Origin of the sequence: Burkholderia sp. LFS061 (assembly GCF_047978125.1) — a bacterium.
In the GTDB taxonomy this organism is placed as follows: Bacteria; Pseudomonadota; Gammaproteobacteria; order Burkholderiales; family Burkholderiaceae; genus Burkholderia; species Burkholderia pyrrocinia_C.
The window spans coordinates 1-17,525 of sequence record NZ_JBFPFS010000002.1 but is presented as its reverse complement, the minus strand read 5'-3'; the positions used below and the strand labels follow the sequence as shown (position 1 = coordinate 17,525).

Sequence of the window (17,525 nt, the reverse complement as noted above, 5' to 3'; positions counted from 1 at the left end):
GCCGACGCGCCTGCCCTGATCCGCTTTATCGCAACGCGTTACGCAGACGGCGCGCGCGCCGTCACGAGCCAGCACGCCGCGTCGAAACGCACCTCTGTGCCGTGCACGTAACGCTCGAACGCGACACGCACCTTCTCGACCACGCGCCGCCGCGTCGCGTCGTCCGTCTCCAGCAGCGCGAGTCCGACCGGGCCCAGCCGCGCGATGTAGTCGTCCAGCGCGGGCTCGGGCAGCACGCACGCCCTGTCGACCGGCTCGATCGCAATGTCGGCCCAGCCGCTGTCCGACAGCACCGACGCGATCCGCTGCCGGTCGCCGAACGCGAACTGCCCCGGCGCGCCGGGCCGGCGCGCGGGCAGGTTCGGCAGCAACGGCGCGGCGGCCCGCTCGGCCGTCGTCATGAACGGGTTGTCGGCCGCGCTGCGCCATGCGACGAACCGCATTTGTGCATCCGGCCGCGCCGCGAGCCGCAGATTCGCGAAGGCCCGGACCGGGTCGGCGAAGAACATCACGCCGAGGCGCGACACGATCAGGTCGACACTCGCGGGCTCGAACGCATGAGTCTGCACGTCCGCGCACACGAAGCGGGCATGAATGCCGCTGCGTTCGGCGCGCGCCTGCGCGGCATCGATCATCCGGGCCGAGATGTCGATACCCATGCATTGCGCGTCCGTGCCGAGCCGGCGCGCGATCGCAAGCGTGACCGCGCCCGTGCCGCAGCCGACGTCGAGCACGTTGCGCGCCGACGACGCGGCCGCCGCATCGGCAAGCAGCGCCTCGAACGGCTCGAACATCCGGTCGATCGGCGCCTGCGCATCGACCCATGCACGCCCCGACGGGCCATTCCACAGCGCCGATTGTTCGCCGTTGGGCCGGTTGGTTTCCATCGTCGATTCCCCTTCTGGTTCATTGATCATAAAGCGCACTGTGCTGCTTCAAGCCGGCTTGAGGTCAAGGCCCCGGCCGCGAAACCCTGCGCGTAGACGAGCACCCCGCCGCGCCCCGTTTTTCACATTTCTTACATTCGTGCTGCGTATCGTTGACGACTTTCCTACGGTGCCTCCCATGCGACGACTCCTCCCGCGCGCCCTGCTCGCGCGCTGCGCCCCCCTTGTTGCCCTCGCCGCGCTGTCCGCGTGCTCGAATCACATCGATTCGCCGGCCGATCCGGCCAGTGCGTCGGTCAACGTCCAGGCCGCGTGGGTCGAGATCGGCGACGCGAACCAGGCGATCGCGCGCGTCATCACGAACTACACTCCCGCGTCGGCCGGCGATCCGCTGTGTCCGCAACTGACCGTCGACGGCAAGCTGTCGCGCATGACGCTGCGCGCCGGCGCCGCGACCCCGGCCCAGCGGCCGACCGCCAGCGACCCGGCCGATTCGAAGCCGTCGAGCTTCCCGGTCTCCGTCTGCGAAACGACGTTGCCGGCCGATGCACAGGCGGCGAGCGTCGCGGGCCGCACGCTGCCGCTGCCGAAGGCGCAGCCGCAGCGCATCGCGATCATCGCCGACACCGGCTGCCGAATGAAGAAGGCCGACAACGCATGGCAGGCGTGCAACGACGCGACGGTCTGGCCGTTCGACACAATCGCGGCCAGCGTCGCGAAGCTGTCGCCCGACCTGGTGCTGCACGTCGGCGACTACCACTATCGCGAGAACGCATGCCCGCCGGACATCGCCGGCTGCAAGGACAGCCCGTGGGGCTATGGCTGGGATACGTGGCAGGCCGACCTGTTCCGCCCGGCCGCACCGCTGCTCGCGAAGGCGCCGTGGGTCGTCGTGCGCGGCAACCACGAGGAATGCGCGCGCGCAGGCCAGGGCTGGTACCGCTTCCTCGATCCGCGCCCGTATTCGGCCGCCCGTTCGTGCGACGATCCGGCCAACGACACCAACGCGAACTATTCGGAACCCTATGCGGTGTCGCTCGGCGGCGGCTCGCAGGTGATCGTGTTCGACACCGCGAAGGTCGGCCGCACGCCGCTCAAGACGACCGACGCGCAATTCGGCATCTACCAGAAGCAGTTCCAGACGGTGGCCGCGCTCGCGTCGAAGGCCGGCATGACGACGACGATCTTCACGAACCATCACCCGATCCTCGCATTCGCGCCGATCGCCGGCAGCACGCCCGCGCCGGGCAACCTCGCACTGCAGTCGGTGATGGCGAGCCTCAACGCGCAGGCGTACTACCCGCCGGGCGTACACGTCGCGCTGCACGGTCACGTGCACGACTTCCAGGCGATCAACTTTTCGTCCGGGCACCCGGCGACGATCGTGTCCGGCAACGGCGGCGACAACCTCGACGTCGCACTGCCCGACCCGTTCCCGGCCGGCCTGACGCCGGCACCGGGCGCCGTGATCGAGCGGCTGTCGCACAACAACAGCTTCGGCTTCCTGATCATGGAACGCCGTGCGGCACCCGCGACGGGCTGGGTGTTCCGTGCGTATTCGGCGGCAGGCAAGCTGCTCGCGTCGTGCAACCAGTCGGGCACGACGCTCGCCTGCGACAAGACGGGGTTCATTGCGCCGTGAGTGAAGAGGTTCGAGATGTCGGCCGCGTTGCGCGCGGCCGGCAAACGCTGCACACGCTTGCCGCGGCCGTGCTCGCCGGCCTGGCGCTGGCGGCGCACGCCGCTCCGTCCGAAACGGTCCTGCTCCCCGGCGCGCCGCCGTCGCGCGTCGTCGACACGATCGGCAACGGCACGCCGCAGGTGACGGGCAAGATCGACGCGGCCACCGCACGCTTCGCGCCCGATCCGTCGCTCGTCGCGCTCGGCCGCCGGATCTTCTTCGACCCGCGGCTGTCCGAGCCGCGCGGCATGTCGTGCGCGGGCTGCCACGATCCGGGCCGTGCGTTCGCACCGACGCTGTCGGCGGCTTCGCTCGCGGGGCCCGGCGTGCCGGAAGGCAGCCGGCCCGGGCGCTTCAGCCGGCGCAATGCGCCGTCGCTGCTTTATGTTCGCTACGTGCCGCGCCGCCACTTCTACCAGGACGACGATGCGCCCGCGCCGTCGCCGTTCGGCGGACTCTTCAGCGATGGCCGCGCGGATACGCTCGCCGAGCAGATCCGCGGGCCGCTGTTCGATCCGAACGAGATGAACAACCGATCGCCGGCCGCGCTGCTGCGCAAGGTCAATGCGACCGAACTCGCGCCCGATCTCGCCGCGCGCTTCGGCGCGCCGGTGCGACGCGATCCCGAGCAACTCGTGCGCGCGCTGGGTTCGGCTGTCGAAGCCTATCTGCAAAGCGACGAGATGGCACCGTTCACGTCGCGCTTCGACGCGTTCCTGCGCACGCGCAAACCGCTCGCACCGGCCGAGATGCGCGGCCTCGCGCTGTTCCGGAATCCGGACAAGGGCAACTGCATGACCTGCCATACGCTGTCGGACACGTCGAGCCGCCCGGAGCGCTCGCTGTTCACCGATTTCGGTTATGACGCGATCGCCGTGCCGCGCAACCGCGCGCTGCCTGCGAACCGCGATCCGCGCCATTTCGACAACGGGCTGTGCGACACCGCACGGCGGCTGCGCTGGCCCGAGCCGACGCAATGGTGCGGCTACCTGCGCACGCCGGGGCTGCGCAACGTCGCGGTCAAGCAGACCTTCATGCACAACGGCGTGTTCACGACGCTGCGCGACGCGGTCGCGTTCTACAACACGCGCTCGACCGACCCCGGCTTCTGGTATCACGGCGCCGGGACGTTCGACGACGTGCCGGCCGCCTATCGCGGCAACATCAACGTCAACTCGACGCCGATGAACCGCCGGCCCGGCACGCCGCCCGCGCTGACCGACGCGGAAATCGACGACATCGTCGCGTTCCTCGGCACGCTGACCGACGCGCGCTATACGGGCATCGTCGCGGCTGCTCCCCCTGCCGCCCCCGCTGCCAGGATCTCCGGATCGCCGTACCGCCGAACCACCCCGCCGGCGCGCTGACCCTGGCCGAACGGCCAGCCGCAAGCGCGCCCGCTTGCGGCCGCCGCAAACACTGGTTATATTTACAGTACTGTATTTATGAACAGTGAGGTGCGCGATGGAACATCTGGTCCGTATCGTCAACGACACCGATCGCCAAGTGCTGGCATGGCTTCGTGCCCAGGTCGGCGACGCCCGCGTCGAGCGCGCGGCGCGCCAGCTCGGGCATACGCGCAAGCCGTTTCCGTCGGCCGTCTGCCGGTATCTGGGCATGAGCGCGCCGGCCACGCTGCGCCAGGCCGAACGGCCGCGCGTCGCACGCGATTTCTCGGTCGGCGATCGTTACCTGTCGTTGATCCGCCAGCACCTCGCTTCGCATTCGGCAGGCCGCTGACACGGCAGCGGCCTGCCGGAGCGATCCCGCGTGCGCGAGCACGGCCGGCAGCCGCCGTGCTTATGCGGCCGCCGCGGCATCGCGTATCAGGCGGCCGAGCGTTTCAAAAGCCGCCTCGTGCGCCGCATCGAACACGCGCGTGCACGCAAGCCGGATATAAGCGTCGAAGCGGTCGGAATTCGAGAAGATCGAACCGGGCGCGATCTTTACTCCATGCGCCAGCGCGGCATCGAACAGCGCGTCGGAACGCACGCCTTCCGGCAACGCGATCCACAGCAGCATCCCGCCCGGCGGCTGGTTCATCCGGGTTCCGGCCGGAAAATGCCGTGCAATCGCGTCGATCGTCGCATCGCGCTGCACGCGCAACTGTTCGCGAAACCGGCGCAGATGGCGATCGAACGCACCCGAGCCGACGAATTCGGCGGCAACGGCCTGCAGCAACGCGGCATTGTGCCGGCTGTGCGCGAACTTCAGCATCTTCACGCGCGCATGCCAGCGCCCCGCACTCATCCAGCCGAGCCGCATCCCGGGGGCCAGCACCTTGTTGAACGACGGGCAGTAGATCACCGTGCCGTCGCGGTCCCATGCCTTGGCCGGCTTGACCGCCTGCGGCGCCTCGACGAGCTCGCGATACGGCTCGTCCTCGATCACGGCCACGCCGTGGCGCGAGCACAGCGCGACGAGCGCGGCCTTGCGTTCGTCGGGCATCACGCAGCCGAGCGGGTTCTGCAGGTTCGGTACGACGACCACGGCCCGAATGTCCGGATACGCGGTCAGCGCCACTTCGAGCGCCTCGATCGACAGGCCGGTCGTCGGGCTGGCCGGGATTTCGAGCGCGCGCAAACCGAGACTTTCGAGCAACTGGATCAAGCCGAAGAAGGCCGGCGATTCGATCGCAATCGTGTCGCCTGGACGCGCCACCGCACGCAGCGCGAGATTCACCGCATCGACGCCGCCGCTCGTCGACATCACGTCGTCCGGCGACACGGTCACGCCGTACGACAGCGCGCGTTTGGCCATCGTCTGCCGGAATTCGGGCGAACCGCCGACAGGCCCCGCGTCGGTCAGCAGCGTCGGCTTGCGCCGCAGCAGCCGGATCGCCAGCGCCTGCAGGCGCTCGGTCGGATACAGCGCGGCCAGCGCGGACGCGCCGCCGAGATTCAACGCATCGGTTGCCGTATTCGCGCGGTCGATCACGCGCGACACACGTTCGTGCAGGCCCGCGAACGGCGGCTCGACGCTTAGCGGCGGCCCGTCGCTTTCCGGCAGCGTTTCGAGCACGGCCGACGCGCGGCGCCGCACGAAGTAGCCCGAGCGCGGCTTCGCCTCGCACCAGCCCGTATCCTCGAGCCGCCGGAATGCCTGGATCGCGGTCGACAGGCTGACGCCGTGCTGCGCCATGAATGCGCGCACCGACGGCATCCGGTCGCCGGGCGACAGCGTGCCGGCCGCGATGATGCGGCGGTAATGTTCGGCGAGCCGTTCGTAAAGTGGCTCGCCGTCCATCGGCAAAGGCGTGCGGGATGCGTCGGCGAAAGGCGTCATGCGGGCCATCGTGCCCGCGCGTCCGGGTGCACGCCAGATACAGATTCCGGGAAAAACCACCGATACAGCGACGCAAAATCGGCGCCTGCACCGCAACAGATTCCCGTCCCCTGAATCTGTCGTGCCCGCGCCTGTTTCCCTAACCTGACTGCACGCTGTCGCCTCGCCGTCGCGAGGCCGCGCAACCGGGAAAAGGGATCGCCATGCGGACGCAACATATCCGGCTCGACGCCGGGCAAAGCCACTTTGCGTGGTTCGACAAGGGCAGCCAGGTGATCGTGCTGGACGGTGCGCTCGCGGTCACGCTGCGTCACGGCGGGCTCGACTGGCTGCCCGACGCGCCGCAGTACATTCGCCGCGTGCTCGACGAAGGCGAATGCCTGATGCTCGAGACGGCCGGTCACGTGGCGTTGTCGGCCGGCGGCGCCGGCGCGGTCAGCACGGCGGTCGTGGAGCCTGCCGGCCGCCGAGGCATGCTCGCGGCGTGGCGCGCGATCCTGCGCCGGCTGTCCGGGCGGGTGCGCGGCGGCCATCATGTGCGAGAGCATTCCTGACGTCGCAACTTGCCGACTTGCCGATTCACCCACTCGCGGAGACGGCCACGCAGCCACCGCATCATCGCGGCAACGAGCGAACGCACTGCGCTCCAGCCATCCTCATCCGAAGAAACCGCGTCGTCCGCCGCAGCCTGCCCGGCACGCGACGGCCATCGAATCACCGCAAGTTCCTGCGACGCTCGACCCACTCGAATATCGCCATCCCGGCCAGCATCGCGACGACGAACCCGATCCCCTTGGCCGACCCGAAGCCGATCGACACGATCGCGGGCCCCGGGCAGAACCCGGCCATCCCCCAGCCGATGCCGAACACGGCGCTTCCGGCGACCAGGCGCACGGTGATCGCCCGCAAGGCCGGCAACTGCATCGGCAAGCCGAGCCACGACCGCGTCCGGCGCTTCGCCCATGCGAACGCGAACACGGCAACGCCCGTCGCACCGGCCATCACGAACGCGAGCGACGGATCCCAGCGGCCCGCCAGATCAAGAAAGCCGAGCACTTTCTGCGGATTGGCCATGCCCGACACGATGAGGCCGACGCCGAACAGCAGCCCCGCCAGAAACGCGAATCCTGCCTGCATGTCAGCCTCCCAGCACGTGCCGCCGCACGAATACGGTCACGAAGCCCGCGATCATGAAAGTCACGGTCGCGACCACCGAACGCAGCGCGCCGCGCGACATCCCGCACACGCCGTGGCCGCTCGTGCAGCCGCCCGCATATCGCGTGCCGATCCCGACCAGCAGGCCGGCCGCCATCAACTCGGGCCAGCTTGCGTCGATCTGCGGCGTCAGGCCGGCTTCTGCGACGCGCATCGCGAGCGGTGCGGCGATCAGACCGGCGACGAATGCGACGCGCCAGTCGCGCTCTCCGGAACCCGCCGTGAACAGGCCGCCGACGATGCCGCTGATGCCGGCAATCCGGCCGTTGAACGCGACGAGCCATGCGGCCGCGAGCCCGATCAGCACGCCGCCGGCCAGCGACAGCCAAGGCGTGAAATGAAGCGCATCAAGCTGCATCGCGTGTCCCCTTCGCGGCCGGGCCGCAGAACTGTTCGTACAGCACGCCCATTACCGCGATCGCGGCCGGACTGTCGAGCGAATAGTGGATGTTCTTGCCTTCGCGGCGCGTGCGGACCAGCGCGTTGTCCCGCAATACGCCGAGTTGCTGCGACAGCGTCGGCTGGCGGATGTCCAGCGTCGTCTCGAGATCGCTCACGCAGCGCTCGCCCTGCGACAGTTCGCATAGCAGCAGCAGCCGGTCGGGATTCGACAGCACCTTGAGGAGCGCGCAGGCCGATTCGGCGGCTGCGCGCATCTGGTCGGGCTCGGGCAGCCCGGCGGGAAGATCGTTGTTCATCGAGGCGGGAAGACAATTAAAGAATGAATAGTATATCAATTCATATAATATCGCTTTCTGCTATTTACCCATCGGCAACCTTGCGCCCTCTTCGCTCGAGCTTGCTCGCCCGCAATCACACTCGTGGCCGACGCACGCATCGCATCGCATCGACGCGAACCATGCCTCGCGCCGGCCTCGTGCCGATGGAACTCGAGAGCCAGGGCGCGGTTTCGATGTACTGGCACCTCGACAACGCGAATCACGCGGCCGTGGCCGCGACGATCGAGTGCCTGTGCGGCGCCTCAGGTGGAGGGATGGGAGAAAGTGAAGGTGGATTGAATGACGCGGCCCGGCGCCAACCGGGCCGCTTCGCCGTAGCGCGTCACGCGCCGTCGCAGGACGCCGTGCCGTCGAGCATCAGCGTGCCGACCCGCGCGGGCACGAGCGGTGTGCGCGGCACCGGCGGCGTCCAGCCGAACAGCACCTGTGCGGCCGCGCCGCAAACACGGCCCTGGCATGCGCCCATCCCGCAACGCGACTGCAGCTTCGCAGCCGTCCAGCCCGGCTCCTGCGCAACCGCATCGAAGCGCACATCCTCGCAGCGGCACAGCAGCGTATCGGGCCGCGCAAGCCGGCGGATCGGCTCGCGGATCGCGAAACGCTCGCGTACGGCATCTGCGAAAGCCTGCCAGTGCGCGCGCCGCGCGACGAGCGCGGCCAATGGCGCCGTCTGCCCGGTCGCCGCATAACCGGCGATTGCGCCTTCGACCATCGCCAGCTCGCTGCCGCCGACGCCCGTACACTCGCCGGCCGCGAAGTACCCGTCGCGGCTCGTACGCTGGTGCGTGTCGACCGCCACCGCGCCGTTCTCTATCCGGCAGCCGAGATGGCTCGGCAGCACGGTGTTCGGCACGAGTCCGAAGCCGCACGCGAGCCGGTCGCAGTCGACGTCGAACTCGCGATCGCCGTGGCGAATCCGCACGCGTTCGAGCCGCGTGTCGCCGAACGCTTCGACGACGTGCGCGTCCGGCCGATAGGCGGCCGTGACGAGCTTCGCGGCCTGCGCAAGCTTCGACGGCCAGCGCCACAGTCCCGCACCGAAGCCTGCCACGTCGCCCCACGCGGCCTGTTCCAGCACGTGCGACACCCGCGCGCCGGCCTGACGTGCCGTCGCCGCGCTCGCCAGCAGCAGCGGCCCGCTGCCCGCGATCACCGTGCGCTGCCCGCGCACGTCGAGGCCATACTTGATCAGCGCCTGCAAGCCGCCCGCACCCGTTACGCCCGGCAGCGTCCAGCCCGGGAACGGCAGCAGCAGCTCGCGTGCGCCGCAGCACAGAATCAGCGTCCGGAAATCGAGCAGCAGCCCGCGCTCGTCGTCCTCGAGCAGCAGCGTGCCCGGCTGCGTTTCGGCGACGATGCGCGTCGCTGCGAGGTGCGTGACGTTCGGCTGCCTCAGTACGGCAAGGCGTTCGACGGCGGCCGAAACCGGCGTGGCCGCTGCGCCTTGCCGCCAGATCTGCCCGCCCGCCCGCGGGTTGTCGTCGACGATCGCAACCGTTGCACCGCTTTGCGCGGCGGCCCGCGCGGCCGACAGCCCGGCCGGGCCCGCCCCGACGATCGCGACGTCGACACTCAGTCGTTCCTGTTTCATCTGATGCGCTCCACCTGCATCCCGTCGCGGCACAGCGTCTGGCAAGCCAGCCGGCGGCGGCCGTCGATCGTCATCCGGCACTCCTGGCAAATGCCCATTCCGCAAAACGGCGCACGCGCCGCACCCGTGCACGACACGCGCGTCGTGTCGTCGCCGCTCGCCGCGACGGCGGCCGCGACGGTCGCGCCGTCGGCCACCGTCAGCGCGCGGCCGTCCAAATGAATGATCATGTCAGCGCTCCGGCTACGGGGGACGCGGTCAGGAAGCGTCCCGGCAAATACGGTTCGATATCGATGGGCGGCCGTTCGCCGGCCATCTGCGCGGCGACGAGCCGCGCGCTGCCCGGCGCGGTCGTCACGCCGAGCCCTTCGTGCCCGACCGCGAGCCACACGCCGGGCCGCGCCGGGTGCTCGCCGAGCAGCGGCAGGCCGTCGGGGCTCGCGGAACGGAACCCTGTCCATGAGCGGATCCCGTTCAGGTCGGCCAGATCCGGCAGGTAGCCGACCGCGCGGCGCAGCATCCGCGCGAGCACCGGCGGCTCGACGCGCGCGTCCTCGGTGTCGAACTGGCGCGACGAGCCGATCAGCAACTGGCCGGTCGGCCTCGGCTGCACGTTGAACGCGACCGACGTGCCGTCGCTCGCATGTGCGCTCGCCGCATAGCCAAGCTCGACGAGCTGGTGCGACACGTGGCCCGGATAGCGGTCGGTGATCAGCAGGTGGCCCTTTTTCGGGCGCAGCGGCAACTCGGGCAGCAGCGTGCGCGCCGCGACGCCGTTCGCGACGACCACGCGTTCCGCGCGCAATGTGTCGCCGCTCGCGAGCGTCACGCTTGGCCCATCGACCGCAACGGCCCGGTCGCGGCGCAACGTGATGCGCGGGACACGCTGCAGCAGCCAGTTCGCGGTAACGGGCGCATAGAGGATCGCGTCGCCCGGAATCTTCAGCGCGCCGCCAAGCCCCGCGCGCAGCATCGGCTCCAGCTGCGCGAGCGTCGCCGCGTCGATCAGCTCGCCGGCCACGCCGTGCGCGGCAAGCGTCGCCTGCTTCGCGCGCGCGAGATCCATTTCGTGCGCGTCGGCCGCGAGCCACAGCGTGCCGCAGTTGCGGTACGCGCAGCCTTCCGGCATCTCGCCGCTCAACGCGCGCCACAGCTCGATCGAGTAATGGCTCAACGCGAGCTCGGCCGCGTTGTCGTCCATCGCGACGAGGTGGCCCATCCCCGCGCCGGTCGCACCGCCGCTCGCGTCGTCGACGACGAGTACGCGCAGCCCGCGCTGCGCGAGTTCGTGCGCGCACGCCGCGCCGACGATGCCGGCGCCGATCACGACGACGTCGGTACTTGCGTCGCTCACGACACGATGCCCCAGCCGAACGGATCGTCTTCCTCGATCAGCAGCGTCGCTTCCGCGCTCAAGTGCGCGCTGCCGCGAATCGTCGGCACGATGCCGCCGTCGGCCTGCTCGTAGCTGGCCTGGAACACGCTGCCGATCACGCTCGCCTGCCGCCACACGGCGCCCGGCGCGAGCTTGCCGTCGGCCGCGAGGCACGCGAGCTTCGCGCTCGTGCCGGTGCCGCACGGCGAACGGTCGTATGCGAGGCCCGGGCACAGCACGAAGCTGCGGCTGTCGTGCTCGGAATCGTCGGCGAACAGCTCGATATGGTCGATCTCGCCGCCGTTCGCACCGGTGATGCCCGCGCGTTCGAGCCCTTCGCGCACGGCCGACGCATACGCGGTGAGCGCCGCGACGTTGTCGCCGGCGACGCGCTGCCCGTGGTCGCTGATCAGGAAGAACCAGTTGCCGCCCCATGCGATGTCGCCCTTCACGGGGCCGTAACCCGGCACGTCGACCGCGACACCCTTCGCGTGACGATACGCGGGCACGTTGCGCACGCTGACCGACAGGTCGTCGTGCAACGTCGCCTCGACGGTGCCGACCGGCGTTTCGATCCGATGCACGCCGGGCCGGATGCGCCCCATGTGATGCAGTGTGCGCACGACGCCGATCGTGCCGTGCCCGCACATCCCGAGATAGCCGCTATTGTTGAAGAAGATCACGCCGGCCGCCGCGTCGGGCGATACCGGCTCGCACAGCAGCGCGCCGACCAGCACGTCGCTGCCGCGCGGTTCGAGGATGCACGCGGTGCGATAACAATCGTGCTCGCGCGCGAGCACGTCGCGGCGCTCGGCCATCGTGCCGCTGCCGAGCGAAGGGAAACCGGACACGACGAGCCGAGTGGGTTCGCCGCCCGTGTGCGAATCGATGATCTGGATGCGCTTCATCATGAGCCGTCCGAAGTGGGGAAAGGAGCATAGCTTCCTCTGTCGCGCGTCCGTCCGCTTGTGGCTTTTCGATGAGGACGACGACGAAATCGGCATAGTGCGAGGCGCCCTTCGCGCGCCGGGCGGCCGCTGTGCCGATTTCGTCATTTTGCTCCGCGATACGACTCAAGCGTGATGGGCATTTGCGCGGCGATACTGGTTGCCACACCGACACACCTGTCGGCCGACCGATACGAACGTAGGAGATTTCAGTGAGCCGCAAAGCCATTCAGTGGACCGGGGTTTTCCCGGCCGTCAGCACCCAGTTCAAGCCGGACTTTTCCCTCGACATCGACGCCACGCACCGCGTGGTGAAGAACCTGGTGAACGACGGCGTGTCGGGCCTCGTGGTCTGCGGCACGGTCGGCGAAAACACGTCGCTGTCGACGAGCGAGAAGCTGCAGGTGATCGAGGCCGCGCGCGACGCGGCCGGCGGCAAGATTCCGGTGATCGCCGGCATCGCCGAATTCACGACCGAATTCGCGCGCAACACGGTGCGCGAAGCGCAGCGCGTCGGCGTCGACGGCGTGATGGTGATGCCCGCGCTGGTCTACTCGGCGAAGCCGCATGAAACCGCCGCGCACTTCCGCGCGGTCGCGACGAGCACCGACCTGCCGGTGATGGTCTACAACAACCCGCCGATCTACAAGAACGACGTGACGCCCGACGTGCTGATCGCGCTGCAGGACTGCGAGAACATCGTCTGCTTCAAGGATTCGTCGGGCGACACGCGCCGCTTCATCGACCTGCGCAACGCGGTCGGCGATCGCTTCGTGCTGTTCGCGGGCCTCGACGACGTCGTGGTCGAGAGCATCGCGGTCGGCGCCGAAGGCTGGGTGTCGGGCATGTCGAACGCGTTCCCGAAGGAAGGCGAGACGCTGTTCCGCCTCGCGAAGCAAAAGCGCTTCGACGAAGCCCTCGCGCTGTACCGCTGGTTCATGCCGCTGCTGCACCTCGACGCGCGCCCCGACCTCGTGCAGTGCATCAAGCTGTGCGAAGAGCTGGTCGGCCGCGGCAGCGCAGTCACGCGTCCGCCGCGCCTCGCGCTGCAGGGCGACACGCTCGCGGAAGTGAAGGCAATCGTCGCGAAGGCGCTCGACACGCGCCCGGCGCTGCCCGACGTCGGTCTCTGAGCGACGTCCCGGGGGGGGGCGCGCGGGCCTCCCGCCGGGCGCGCCCCCGTCTCCGGTCCGGCATGGCCTGCGGGCCCGTTCGCCCCGGCGCCAGCGTGCGCCGCTTGTGAACGGCCCGCGGCCCGCCCCGGTCGTTCGAACCGGGCGACGCCGGCCGGCAGGCGTGCGCGCGGCTCCGTCGGAGCGCGGCGCACTCGACGCCTGCACCGCCATTCCCCCAGGAGACAAGCCCATGCCAGGCCAAGGCAACGCTCACCCGTCCGTCCCGCTTTCCCGTGCCGTGCACCCCGACGCGGGTCACGGCAAGTTCAAGAAACAGTTGTCGCTGACCGATCTCACGTTCATCGGTCTCGGCGCCATTTTCGGTTCGGGGTGGCTGTTCGCCGCGAGTCACGTGTCGACGATCGCGGGCCCGGCCGGCATCTTCTCGTGGCTGCTCGGCGGCTTCGCGGTGCTGCTGCTCGGCATCGTCTACTGCGAACTCGGCGCCGCGCTGCCGCGCGCGGGCGGCGTGGTCCGCTACCCGGTGTTCTCGCACGGCCCGCTGCTCGGCTACCTGATGGGCTTCATCACGCTGATCGCGTTCTCGAGCCTGATCGCGATCGAAGTCGTCGCCGCGCGCCAGTACGCGGCCGCGTGGTTTCCTGGCCTGACCGTAGAAGGATCGAGCGACCCGACGACGATCGGCTGGCTCGTGCAGGCCGCGCTGCTCTGCTTCTTCTTTTACCTGAACTATTCGAGCGTGAAGACGTTCGCGAAGGCGAACAATATCATCAGCATCTTCAAGTTCATCGTGCCGCTCGCGGTGATCGGCGTGCTGTTCACGTTCTTCAAGCCCGCGAACCTGACCGTGCACGGCTTCGCGCCGTTCGGCATGCCGGGCATCGAGATGGCCGTGTCCGCGGGCGGCATCATCTTCGCGTACCTCGGGCTCACGCCGATCGTGTCGGTCGCGAGCGAGGTGCGCAATCCGCAGCGCACGATCCCGATCGCGCTGATCCTGTCGATCCTGCTGTCGACGCTGATCTACGTGCTGCTGCAGCTCGCGTTCATCGGCAGCATCCCGACCGCGATGCTCGCCGGCGGCTGGCACGACGTCAGCAAGGCGTTCACGCTGCCGTACCGCGACATCGCGCTCGCGCTCGGCGTCGGCTGGCTCGCGGTGATGGTCGTCGCCGACGCGATGATCTCGCCGAGCGGCTGCGGCAACATCTACATGAACGCGACGCCGCGCGTGGTCTACGGCTGGGCGAAGACGGGCACCTTCTTCAAGGTGTTCACGCGCGTCGACGAAGCGTCGGGCATCCCGCGCGCGGGCCTGTGGCTCACGTTCGGCCTCGCGATCTTCTGGACGATGCCGTTCCCGTCGTGGGAAGCGCTGATCAACATCGTGTCGGCCGCGCTGGTGCTGAGCTACGCGGTCGCGCCGGTATCGGTCGCCGCGCTGCGCCGCACCGCGCCCGACCTGCCGCGGCCGTTCCGCGCGAGCGCGTTCGGCATCACCGGCCCCGCGTCGTTCGTGATCGCCGCGCTGATCGTCTACTGGTCGGGCTGGAGCACGGTGTCCTGGCTGCTCGGCCTGCAGATCGCGATGTTCGTCATCTATCTCGCGTGCCGCCGCTGGGTGCCGACCGCGCACCTGAGCCTCGCCGAACAGGTGCGCTCGTCCGCGTGGCTGATCGCGTTTTATGCCGCGATGATCGTGCTGTCGTATCTCGGCAGCTTCGGCGGCACGGGCCGGCTCGCGCATCCGTACGACACGGTCGTCGTCGCGGCCGTCGCGCTCGTCATCTACTACTGGGGCGCGAATACGGGCGTCCGTTCCGACAAGCTGCAGCTCGACGACGACGAGGATTGACGCACCCGCCCGCTTTCTCACCATCACTCCGGCCGGGTGCACCACACCCGGCCCCTGTTTTTTTCGAGGAAAACCATGCAACTCACAGGTCAGCTCCTGATCGGCCAGTCCGCCGTCGCCGGACAGAACGGCACCCTCCACGCGATCGCCGCCGCGACCGGCGAGCCACTCGAACCCGCTTTCGGCGGCGCGAGCCTGCACGACCTGGAGACGGCCTGCGCGCTCGCCGACGACGCGTTCGACACGTATCGCGAAACGACGCTCGACGCACGCGCCGCGTTTCTCGACGCGATCGGCCGCCACATCATGGCGCTCGGCGACGACCTGATCGAGCGCTGCGTCGCCGAAACGGGCCTGCCGCGCGCACGCGTCGAAGGCGAACGCGGCCGCACGGTCGGCCAGCTCGCGCTGTTCGCGTCGCTCGTGCGCGACGGCGGTTTTCTGGATGCGCGGATCGATCCGGCGCGCCCCGAGCGCAAGCCGCTGCCGCGCGTCGACCTGCGCCTGCGCAACGTCGCGGTCGGGCCCGTCGCCGTGTTCGGCGCATCGAATTTCCCGCTCGCGTTCTCGGTCGCCGGCGGCGATACGGCCTCGGCGCTCGCGGCCGGCTGCCCGGTGATCGTCAAGGCGCATTCCGCGCATCCTGGCACGTCGGAACTCGTCGGCCGCGCGATCCAGCAGGCCGCGCGCGAATGCGGGATGCCGGCCGGCGTGTTCTCGCTGCTGTTCGACGCGTCGCGCGAGATCGGCCAGGCGCTCGTCGCCGATCCGCGCATCAAGGCCGTCGGCTTCACCGGCTCGCGCCGCGGCGGCGTCGCGCTGATGCATATCGCGGCCGCGCGCCCCGAACCGATTCCCGTCTATGCGGAAATGAGCTCGATCAATCCGGTGCTGCTGTTTCCCGCCGCGCTCGATGCGCGTCACGATGCGATCGCGCCGCAGTTCGTCGCGTCGCTCACGCTCGGCGCCGGCCAGTTCTGCACTAACCCGGGCCTCGTGCTCGCTGTCGACGGCCCCGCGCTGCGCGCGTTCGAAGCCGCTGCGGCCGATGCCGTGCGCGCGGCGGCAGCGCAGACGATGCTGACACCGCACATTCACGCAAGCTATGCGCAAGGCGTCGCGGCGCTGCGCGGACACGATGCGGTCGAGCTGCTGGCGGAAGGCGCCGAAGGCGGCCGCCATCAGGCCCGCGCGGCGCTGTTCGCGACGTCGGCCGACGCGTTCATCGCGCACACCGAACTGCGCGAGGAAGTGTTCGGCCCCGCTTCGCTGATCGTGCGCTGCCCGGATGCCGACATGCTGCATCGCGTGCTGAAGTCGCTCGAAGGCCAGTTGACGATCGCCGCGCATCTCGCCGACGGCGACGCAGCGCTGTTCGCCGCGCTGCGCCCGACGCTCGAGCGCAAGGCCGGCCGCATTCTCGTCAACGGCTTCGGCACCGGCGTCGAGGTCGGCCATGCGATGGTGCACGGCGGCCCGTTCCCGGCGACGTCCGACACGCGCACGACGTCCGTCGGCGCACGCGCGATCGAGCGCTTCCTGCGCCCCGTGTCGTACCAGGACCTGCCGGACGCGCTGTTGCCGGAAGCGATCCGCAACGGCAATCCGCTGAACGTGCCGCAGCGTATCGACGGCGTGCCCGCGCCGCGCGAGGTGAACCATGTCTGAGCAAACCGCCGAAGTCGTCCTGTCGCTCGACGAAGTCCATGCGCTCGCGCTGCGCGTGCTGACGCACAACGGGATGTCCGATGCGCATGCGCGGGCGATCGCCAAGGTCATCACGCAGGGCCAGCGCGACGAATGCCATTCGCACGGCGTGTACCGGCTGCTCGTCTGCGTGCGTTCGCTGAAGAAGGGCAAGGTCGATCCGCAAGCCGTGCCGACGCTGCGCCGGCTGTCGTCGTCGATCGTCGCGGTCGACGCGCATCGCGGCTTCTCGCTGCTGAGCTTCGAAACCGGGCTGCCCGTGCTCGTCGAGATGGCGAAGCAGCACGGGATCGCCGCGATGGCGATCAACCACTGCTACCACTTCTCCGCGCTGTGGCCCGAGGTCGAGGCGATCGCGGCCGAGGGACTGGTCGGCATCGCGATGAATCCGAGCCACAGCTGGGTCGCGCCGGAAGGCGGCCGCGAACCGGTGTTCGGCACGAACCCGATCGCGTTCGCATGGCCGCGCCCGGGCGGCGAGCCGTTCGTGTTCGATTTCGCGACGAGCGCGATCGCGCGCGGCGACATCGAACTGCACGCGAAGCAAGGCAAGGCGATTCCGCCGCACTGGGCGATCGACGCCGACGGCCAGCCGACCACCGATCCGAAGGCCGCGCTGCAGGGCGCGATGCGTACGTTCGGCGGCCACAAGGGCTCGGCGCTCGCGGCGATGGTCGAACTGCTCGGCGGCGCGCTGATCGGCGACATGACGAGCCGGGAATCGATGGACTTCGACGAAGGCGTCGGCGCGACGCCGTGCCACGGCGAGCTCGTGATCGCGTTCGATCCGAAGGTGTTCCTCGGCGACGATCTCGACGCGGGGCTCGCGCGCGGCGAGCGGATGTTCGGGTCGATCGTCGCGCAGGGCGCGCGGCTGCCGTCGCAACGGCGCTTCGACGCCCGCGCGCGCAGCATCGCGAACGGCGTGCGGATTCCGCAGGCGCTTTACGACGAGATCCTGACGCTGCTCGACTGACTGACGCCGGCGTGTGGAGGCGGCGCACATGCGTCGTCGATAAATGTGCGATCCGGCCGCCTCCCGGACCCGCCGCGCGGGCGTCCCGCAACCGCCCGCGCGTTCCGCGCCGCGCTGCGCCCGCCGGACG

General features: G+C 69.6%; 17 protein-coding genes. 8 read left to right on the top strand and 9 right to left on the bottom strand.

From position 1 onward, the window contains the following. Positions 1–38: 38 nt before the first annotated feature. On the bottom strand, positions 39–887 hold the full coding sequence (locus tag ACNQQL_RS01675; RefSeq protein ID WP_347062977.1) for a class I SAM-dependent methyltransferase: 849 nt from the start codon (positions 885–887) through the stop codon (positions 39–41). Between the two features lie 178 nt (positions 888–1,065). Here ACNQQL_RS01675 and ACNQQL_RS01670 point away from each other — a divergent pair, with 178 nt between their 5' ends. From ACNQQL_RS01670 to ACNQQL_RS01660, 3 genes are all read left to right on the top strand, one after another. Then, the gene (locus tag ACNQQL_RS01670; RefSeq protein WP_204422751.1) at positions 1,066–2,529 is read left to right on the top strand and encodes a metallophosphoesterase; all 1,464 of its coding nucleotides are present in this window, start codon (positions 1,066–1,068) and stop codon (positions 2,527–2,529) included. Beyond that, positions 2,526–3,935: a cytochrome-c peroxidase gene (locus ACNQQL_RS01665; RefSeq protein WP_347062976.1), complete on the top strand. Its 1,410-nt coding sequence runs from the start codon at positions 2,526–2,528 to the stop codon at positions 3,933–3,935. The genes ACNQQL_RS01670 and ACNQQL_RS01665 overlap by 4 nt, the downstream gene beginning before the upstream one ends. 97 nt (positions 3,936–4,032) lie before the next feature. After that, positions 4,033–4,308: a hypothetical protein gene (locus tag ACNQQL_RS01660; RefSeq protein ID WP_034179770.1), complete on the top strand. Its 276-nt coding sequence runs from the start codon at positions 4,033–4,035 to the stop codon at positions 4,306–4,308. Positions 4,309–4,368: 60 nt separating this feature from the next. Here ACNQQL_RS01660 and ACNQQL_RS01655 read toward each other — a convergent pair whose 3' ends face one another. Continuing rightward, the gene (locus ACNQQL_RS01655) at positions 4,369–5,862 is read right to left on the bottom strand and encodes a PLP-dependent aminotransferase family protein (protein WP_072436584.1); all 1,494 of its coding nucleotides are present in this window, start codon (positions 5,860–5,862) and stop codon (positions 4,369–4,371) included. A 194-nt stretch (positions 5,863–6,056) separates the two neighbouring features. On the opposite strand from ACNQQL_RS01655, the gene ACNQQL_RS01650 reads away from it, so the two are divergent. Then, the gene (locus ACNQQL_RS01650; RefSeq protein WP_072436583.1) at positions 6,057–6,407 is read left to right on the top strand and encodes a hypothetical protein; all 351 of its coding nucleotides are present in this window, start codon (positions 6,057–6,059) and stop codon (positions 6,405–6,407) included. A gap of 160 nt (positions 6,408–6,567) precedes the next feature. Here ACNQQL_RS01650 and ACNQQL_RS01645 read toward each other — a convergent pair whose 3' ends face one another. The 7 genes from ACNQQL_RS01645 to ACNQQL_RS01615 form a co-directional block, all read right to left on the bottom strand. Then, the gene (locus tag ACNQQL_RS01645; RefSeq protein WP_072436582.1) at positions 6,568–6,990 is read right to left on the bottom strand and encodes a DUF6691 family protein; all 423 of its coding nucleotides are present in this window, start codon (positions 6,988–6,990) and stop codon (positions 6,568–6,570) included. A gap of 1 nt (position 6,991) precedes the next feature. Beyond that, the gene (locus ACNQQL_RS01640; RefSeq protein ID WP_347062975.1) at positions 6,992–7,426 is read right to left on the bottom strand and encodes a YeeE/YedE family protein; all 435 of its coding nucleotides are present in this window, start codon (positions 7,424–7,426) and stop codon (positions 6,992–6,994) included. Beyond that, positions 7,416–7,766: an ArsR/SmtB family transcription factor gene (locus ACNQQL_RS01635; RefSeq protein WP_072436580.1), complete on the bottom strand. Its 351-nt coding sequence runs from the start codon at positions 7,764–7,766 to the stop codon at positions 7,416–7,418. Before ACNQQL_RS01635 ends, ACNQQL_RS01640 begins: the two co-directional genes overlap by 11 nt. 364 nt (positions 7,767–8,130) lie before the next feature. After that, the gene (locus ACNQQL_RS01630) at positions 8,131–9,399 is read right to left on the bottom strand and encodes an FAD/NAD(P)-binding oxidoreductase (RefSeq protein ID WP_347062974.1); all 1,269 of its coding nucleotides are present in this window, start codon (positions 9,397–9,399) and stop codon (positions 8,131–8,133) included. Then, on the bottom strand, positions 9,396–9,629 hold the full coding sequence (locus ACNQQL_RS01625; protein ID WP_175958899.1) for a 2Fe-2S iron-sulfur cluster-binding protein: 234 nt from the start codon (positions 9,627–9,629) through the stop codon (positions 9,396–9,398). The genes ACNQQL_RS01630 and ACNQQL_RS01625 overlap by 4 nt, the downstream gene beginning before the upstream one ends. Then, complete coding sequence (locus ACNQQL_RS01620; RefSeq protein ID WP_347062973.1) at positions 9,626–10,753, bottom strand: FAD-dependent oxidoreductase; 1,128 nt, start codon at positions 10,751–10,753, stop codon at positions 9,626–9,628. The genes ACNQQL_RS01625 and ACNQQL_RS01620 overlap by 4 nt, the downstream gene beginning before the upstream one ends. Next, a complete protein-coding gene (locus ACNQQL_RS01615) occupies positions 10,750–11,682 on the bottom strand; it encodes a 4-hydroxyproline epimerase (protein ID WP_347063150.1) in 933 nt (310 codons plus the stop codon). Before ACNQQL_RS01615 ends, ACNQQL_RS01620 begins: the two co-directional genes overlap by 4 nt. 251 nt (positions 11,683–11,933) lie before the next feature. Here ACNQQL_RS01615 and ACNQQL_RS01610 point away from each other — a divergent pair, with 251 nt between their 5' ends. The 4 genes from ACNQQL_RS01610 to ACNQQL_RS01595 all read left to right on the top strand — a co-directional run bounded on the left by ACNQQL_RS01610 (position 11,934) and on the right by ACNQQL_RS01595 (position 17,395). Next, positions 11,934–12,854 carry a dihydrodipicolinate synthase family protein gene (locus ACNQQL_RS01610; protein ID WP_034205027.1) on the top strand — a complete coding sequence of 307 codons (921 nt, stop codon included), beginning with the start codon at positions 11,934–11,936 and terminating at the stop codon, positions 12,852–12,854. Between the two features lie 232 nt (positions 12,855–13,086). Continuing rightward, positions 13,087–14,712, top strand: a complete 1,626-nt coding sequence (locus tag ACNQQL_RS01605) for an APC family permease (protein ID WP_347062972.1) — start codon at positions 13,087–13,089, stop codon at positions 14,710–14,712. Between the two features lie 75 nt (positions 14,713–14,787). Continuing rightward, complete coding sequence (locus ACNQQL_RS01600; RefSeq protein ID WP_347062971.1) at positions 14,788–16,380, top strand: aldehyde dehydrogenase (NADP(+)); 1,593 nt, start codon at positions 14,788–14,790, stop codon at positions 16,378–16,380. Beyond that, the gene (locus ACNQQL_RS01595) at positions 16,373–17,395 is read left to right on the top strand and encodes an Ldh family oxidoreductase (protein WP_204422742.1); all 1,023 of its coding nucleotides are present in this window, start codon (positions 16,373–16,375) and stop codon (positions 17,393–17,395) included. Before ACNQQL_RS01600 ends, ACNQQL_RS01595 begins: the two co-directional genes overlap by 8 nt. The last annotated feature ends 130 nt before the right edge of the window (positions 17,396–17,525 follow it).

Bases quoted from the DNA above. Each gene is read 5' to 3' on its own strand.
- ACNQQL_RS01635 (WP_072436580.1), bottom strand. From the start codon at position 7,766: ATGAACAACGATCTTCCCGCCGGGCTGCCCGAGCCCGACCAGATGCGC.
- ACNQQL_RS01605 (WP_347062972.1), top strand. From the start codon at position 13,087: ATGCCAGGCCAAGGCAACGCTCACCCGTCCGTCCCGCTTTCCCGTGCC.
- ACNQQL_RS01630 (WP_347062974.1), bottom strand. From the start codon at position 9,399: ATGAAACAGGAACGACTGAGTGTCGACGTCGCGATCGTCGGGGCGGGC.
- ACNQQL_RS01660 (WP_034179770.1), top strand. From the start codon at position 4,033: ATGGAACATCTGGTCCGTATCGTCAACGACACCGATCGCCAAGTGCTG.
- ACNQQL_RS01645 (WP_072436582.1), bottom strand. From the start codon at position 6,990: ATGCAGGCAGGATTCGCGTTTCTGGCGGGGCTGCTGTTCGGCGTCGGC.
- ACNQQL_RS01675 (WP_347062977.1), bottom strand. From the start codon at position 887: ATGGAAACCAACCGGCCCAACGGCGAACAATCGGCGCTGTGGAATGGC.
- ACNQQL_RS01600 (WP_347062971.1), top strand. From the start codon at position 14,788: ATGCAACTCACAGGTCAGCTCCTGATCGGCCAGTCCGCCGTCGCCGGA.
- ACNQQL_RS01670 (WP_204422751.1), top strand. From the start codon at position 1,066: ATGCGACGACTCCTCCCGCGCGCCCTGCTCGCGCGCTGCGCCCCCCTT.
- ACNQQL_RS01595 (WP_204422742.1), top strand. From the start codon at position 16,373: ATGTCTGAGCAAACCGCCGAAGTCGTCCTGTCGCTCGACGAAGTCCAT.
- ACNQQL_RS01640 (WP_347062975.1), bottom strand. From the start codon at position 7,426: ATGCAGCTTGATGCGCTTCATTTCACGCCTTGGCTGTCGCTGGCCGGC.
- ACNQQL_RS01655 (WP_072436584.1), bottom strand. From the start codon at position 5,862: ATGGCCCGCATGACGCCTTTCGCCGACGCATCCCGCACGCCTTTGCCG.
- ACNQQL_RS01615 (WP_347063150.1), bottom strand. From the start codon at position 11,682: ATGAAGCGCATCCAGATCATCGATTCGCACACGGGCGGCGAACCCACT.
- ACNQQL_RS01625 (WP_175958899.1), bottom strand. From the start codon at position 9,629: ATGATCATTCATTTGGACGGCCGCGCGCTGACGGTGGCCGACGGCGCG.
- ACNQQL_RS01650 (WP_072436583.1), top strand. From the start codon at position 6,057: ATGCGGACGCAACATATCCGGCTCGACGCCGGGCAAAGCCACTTTGCG.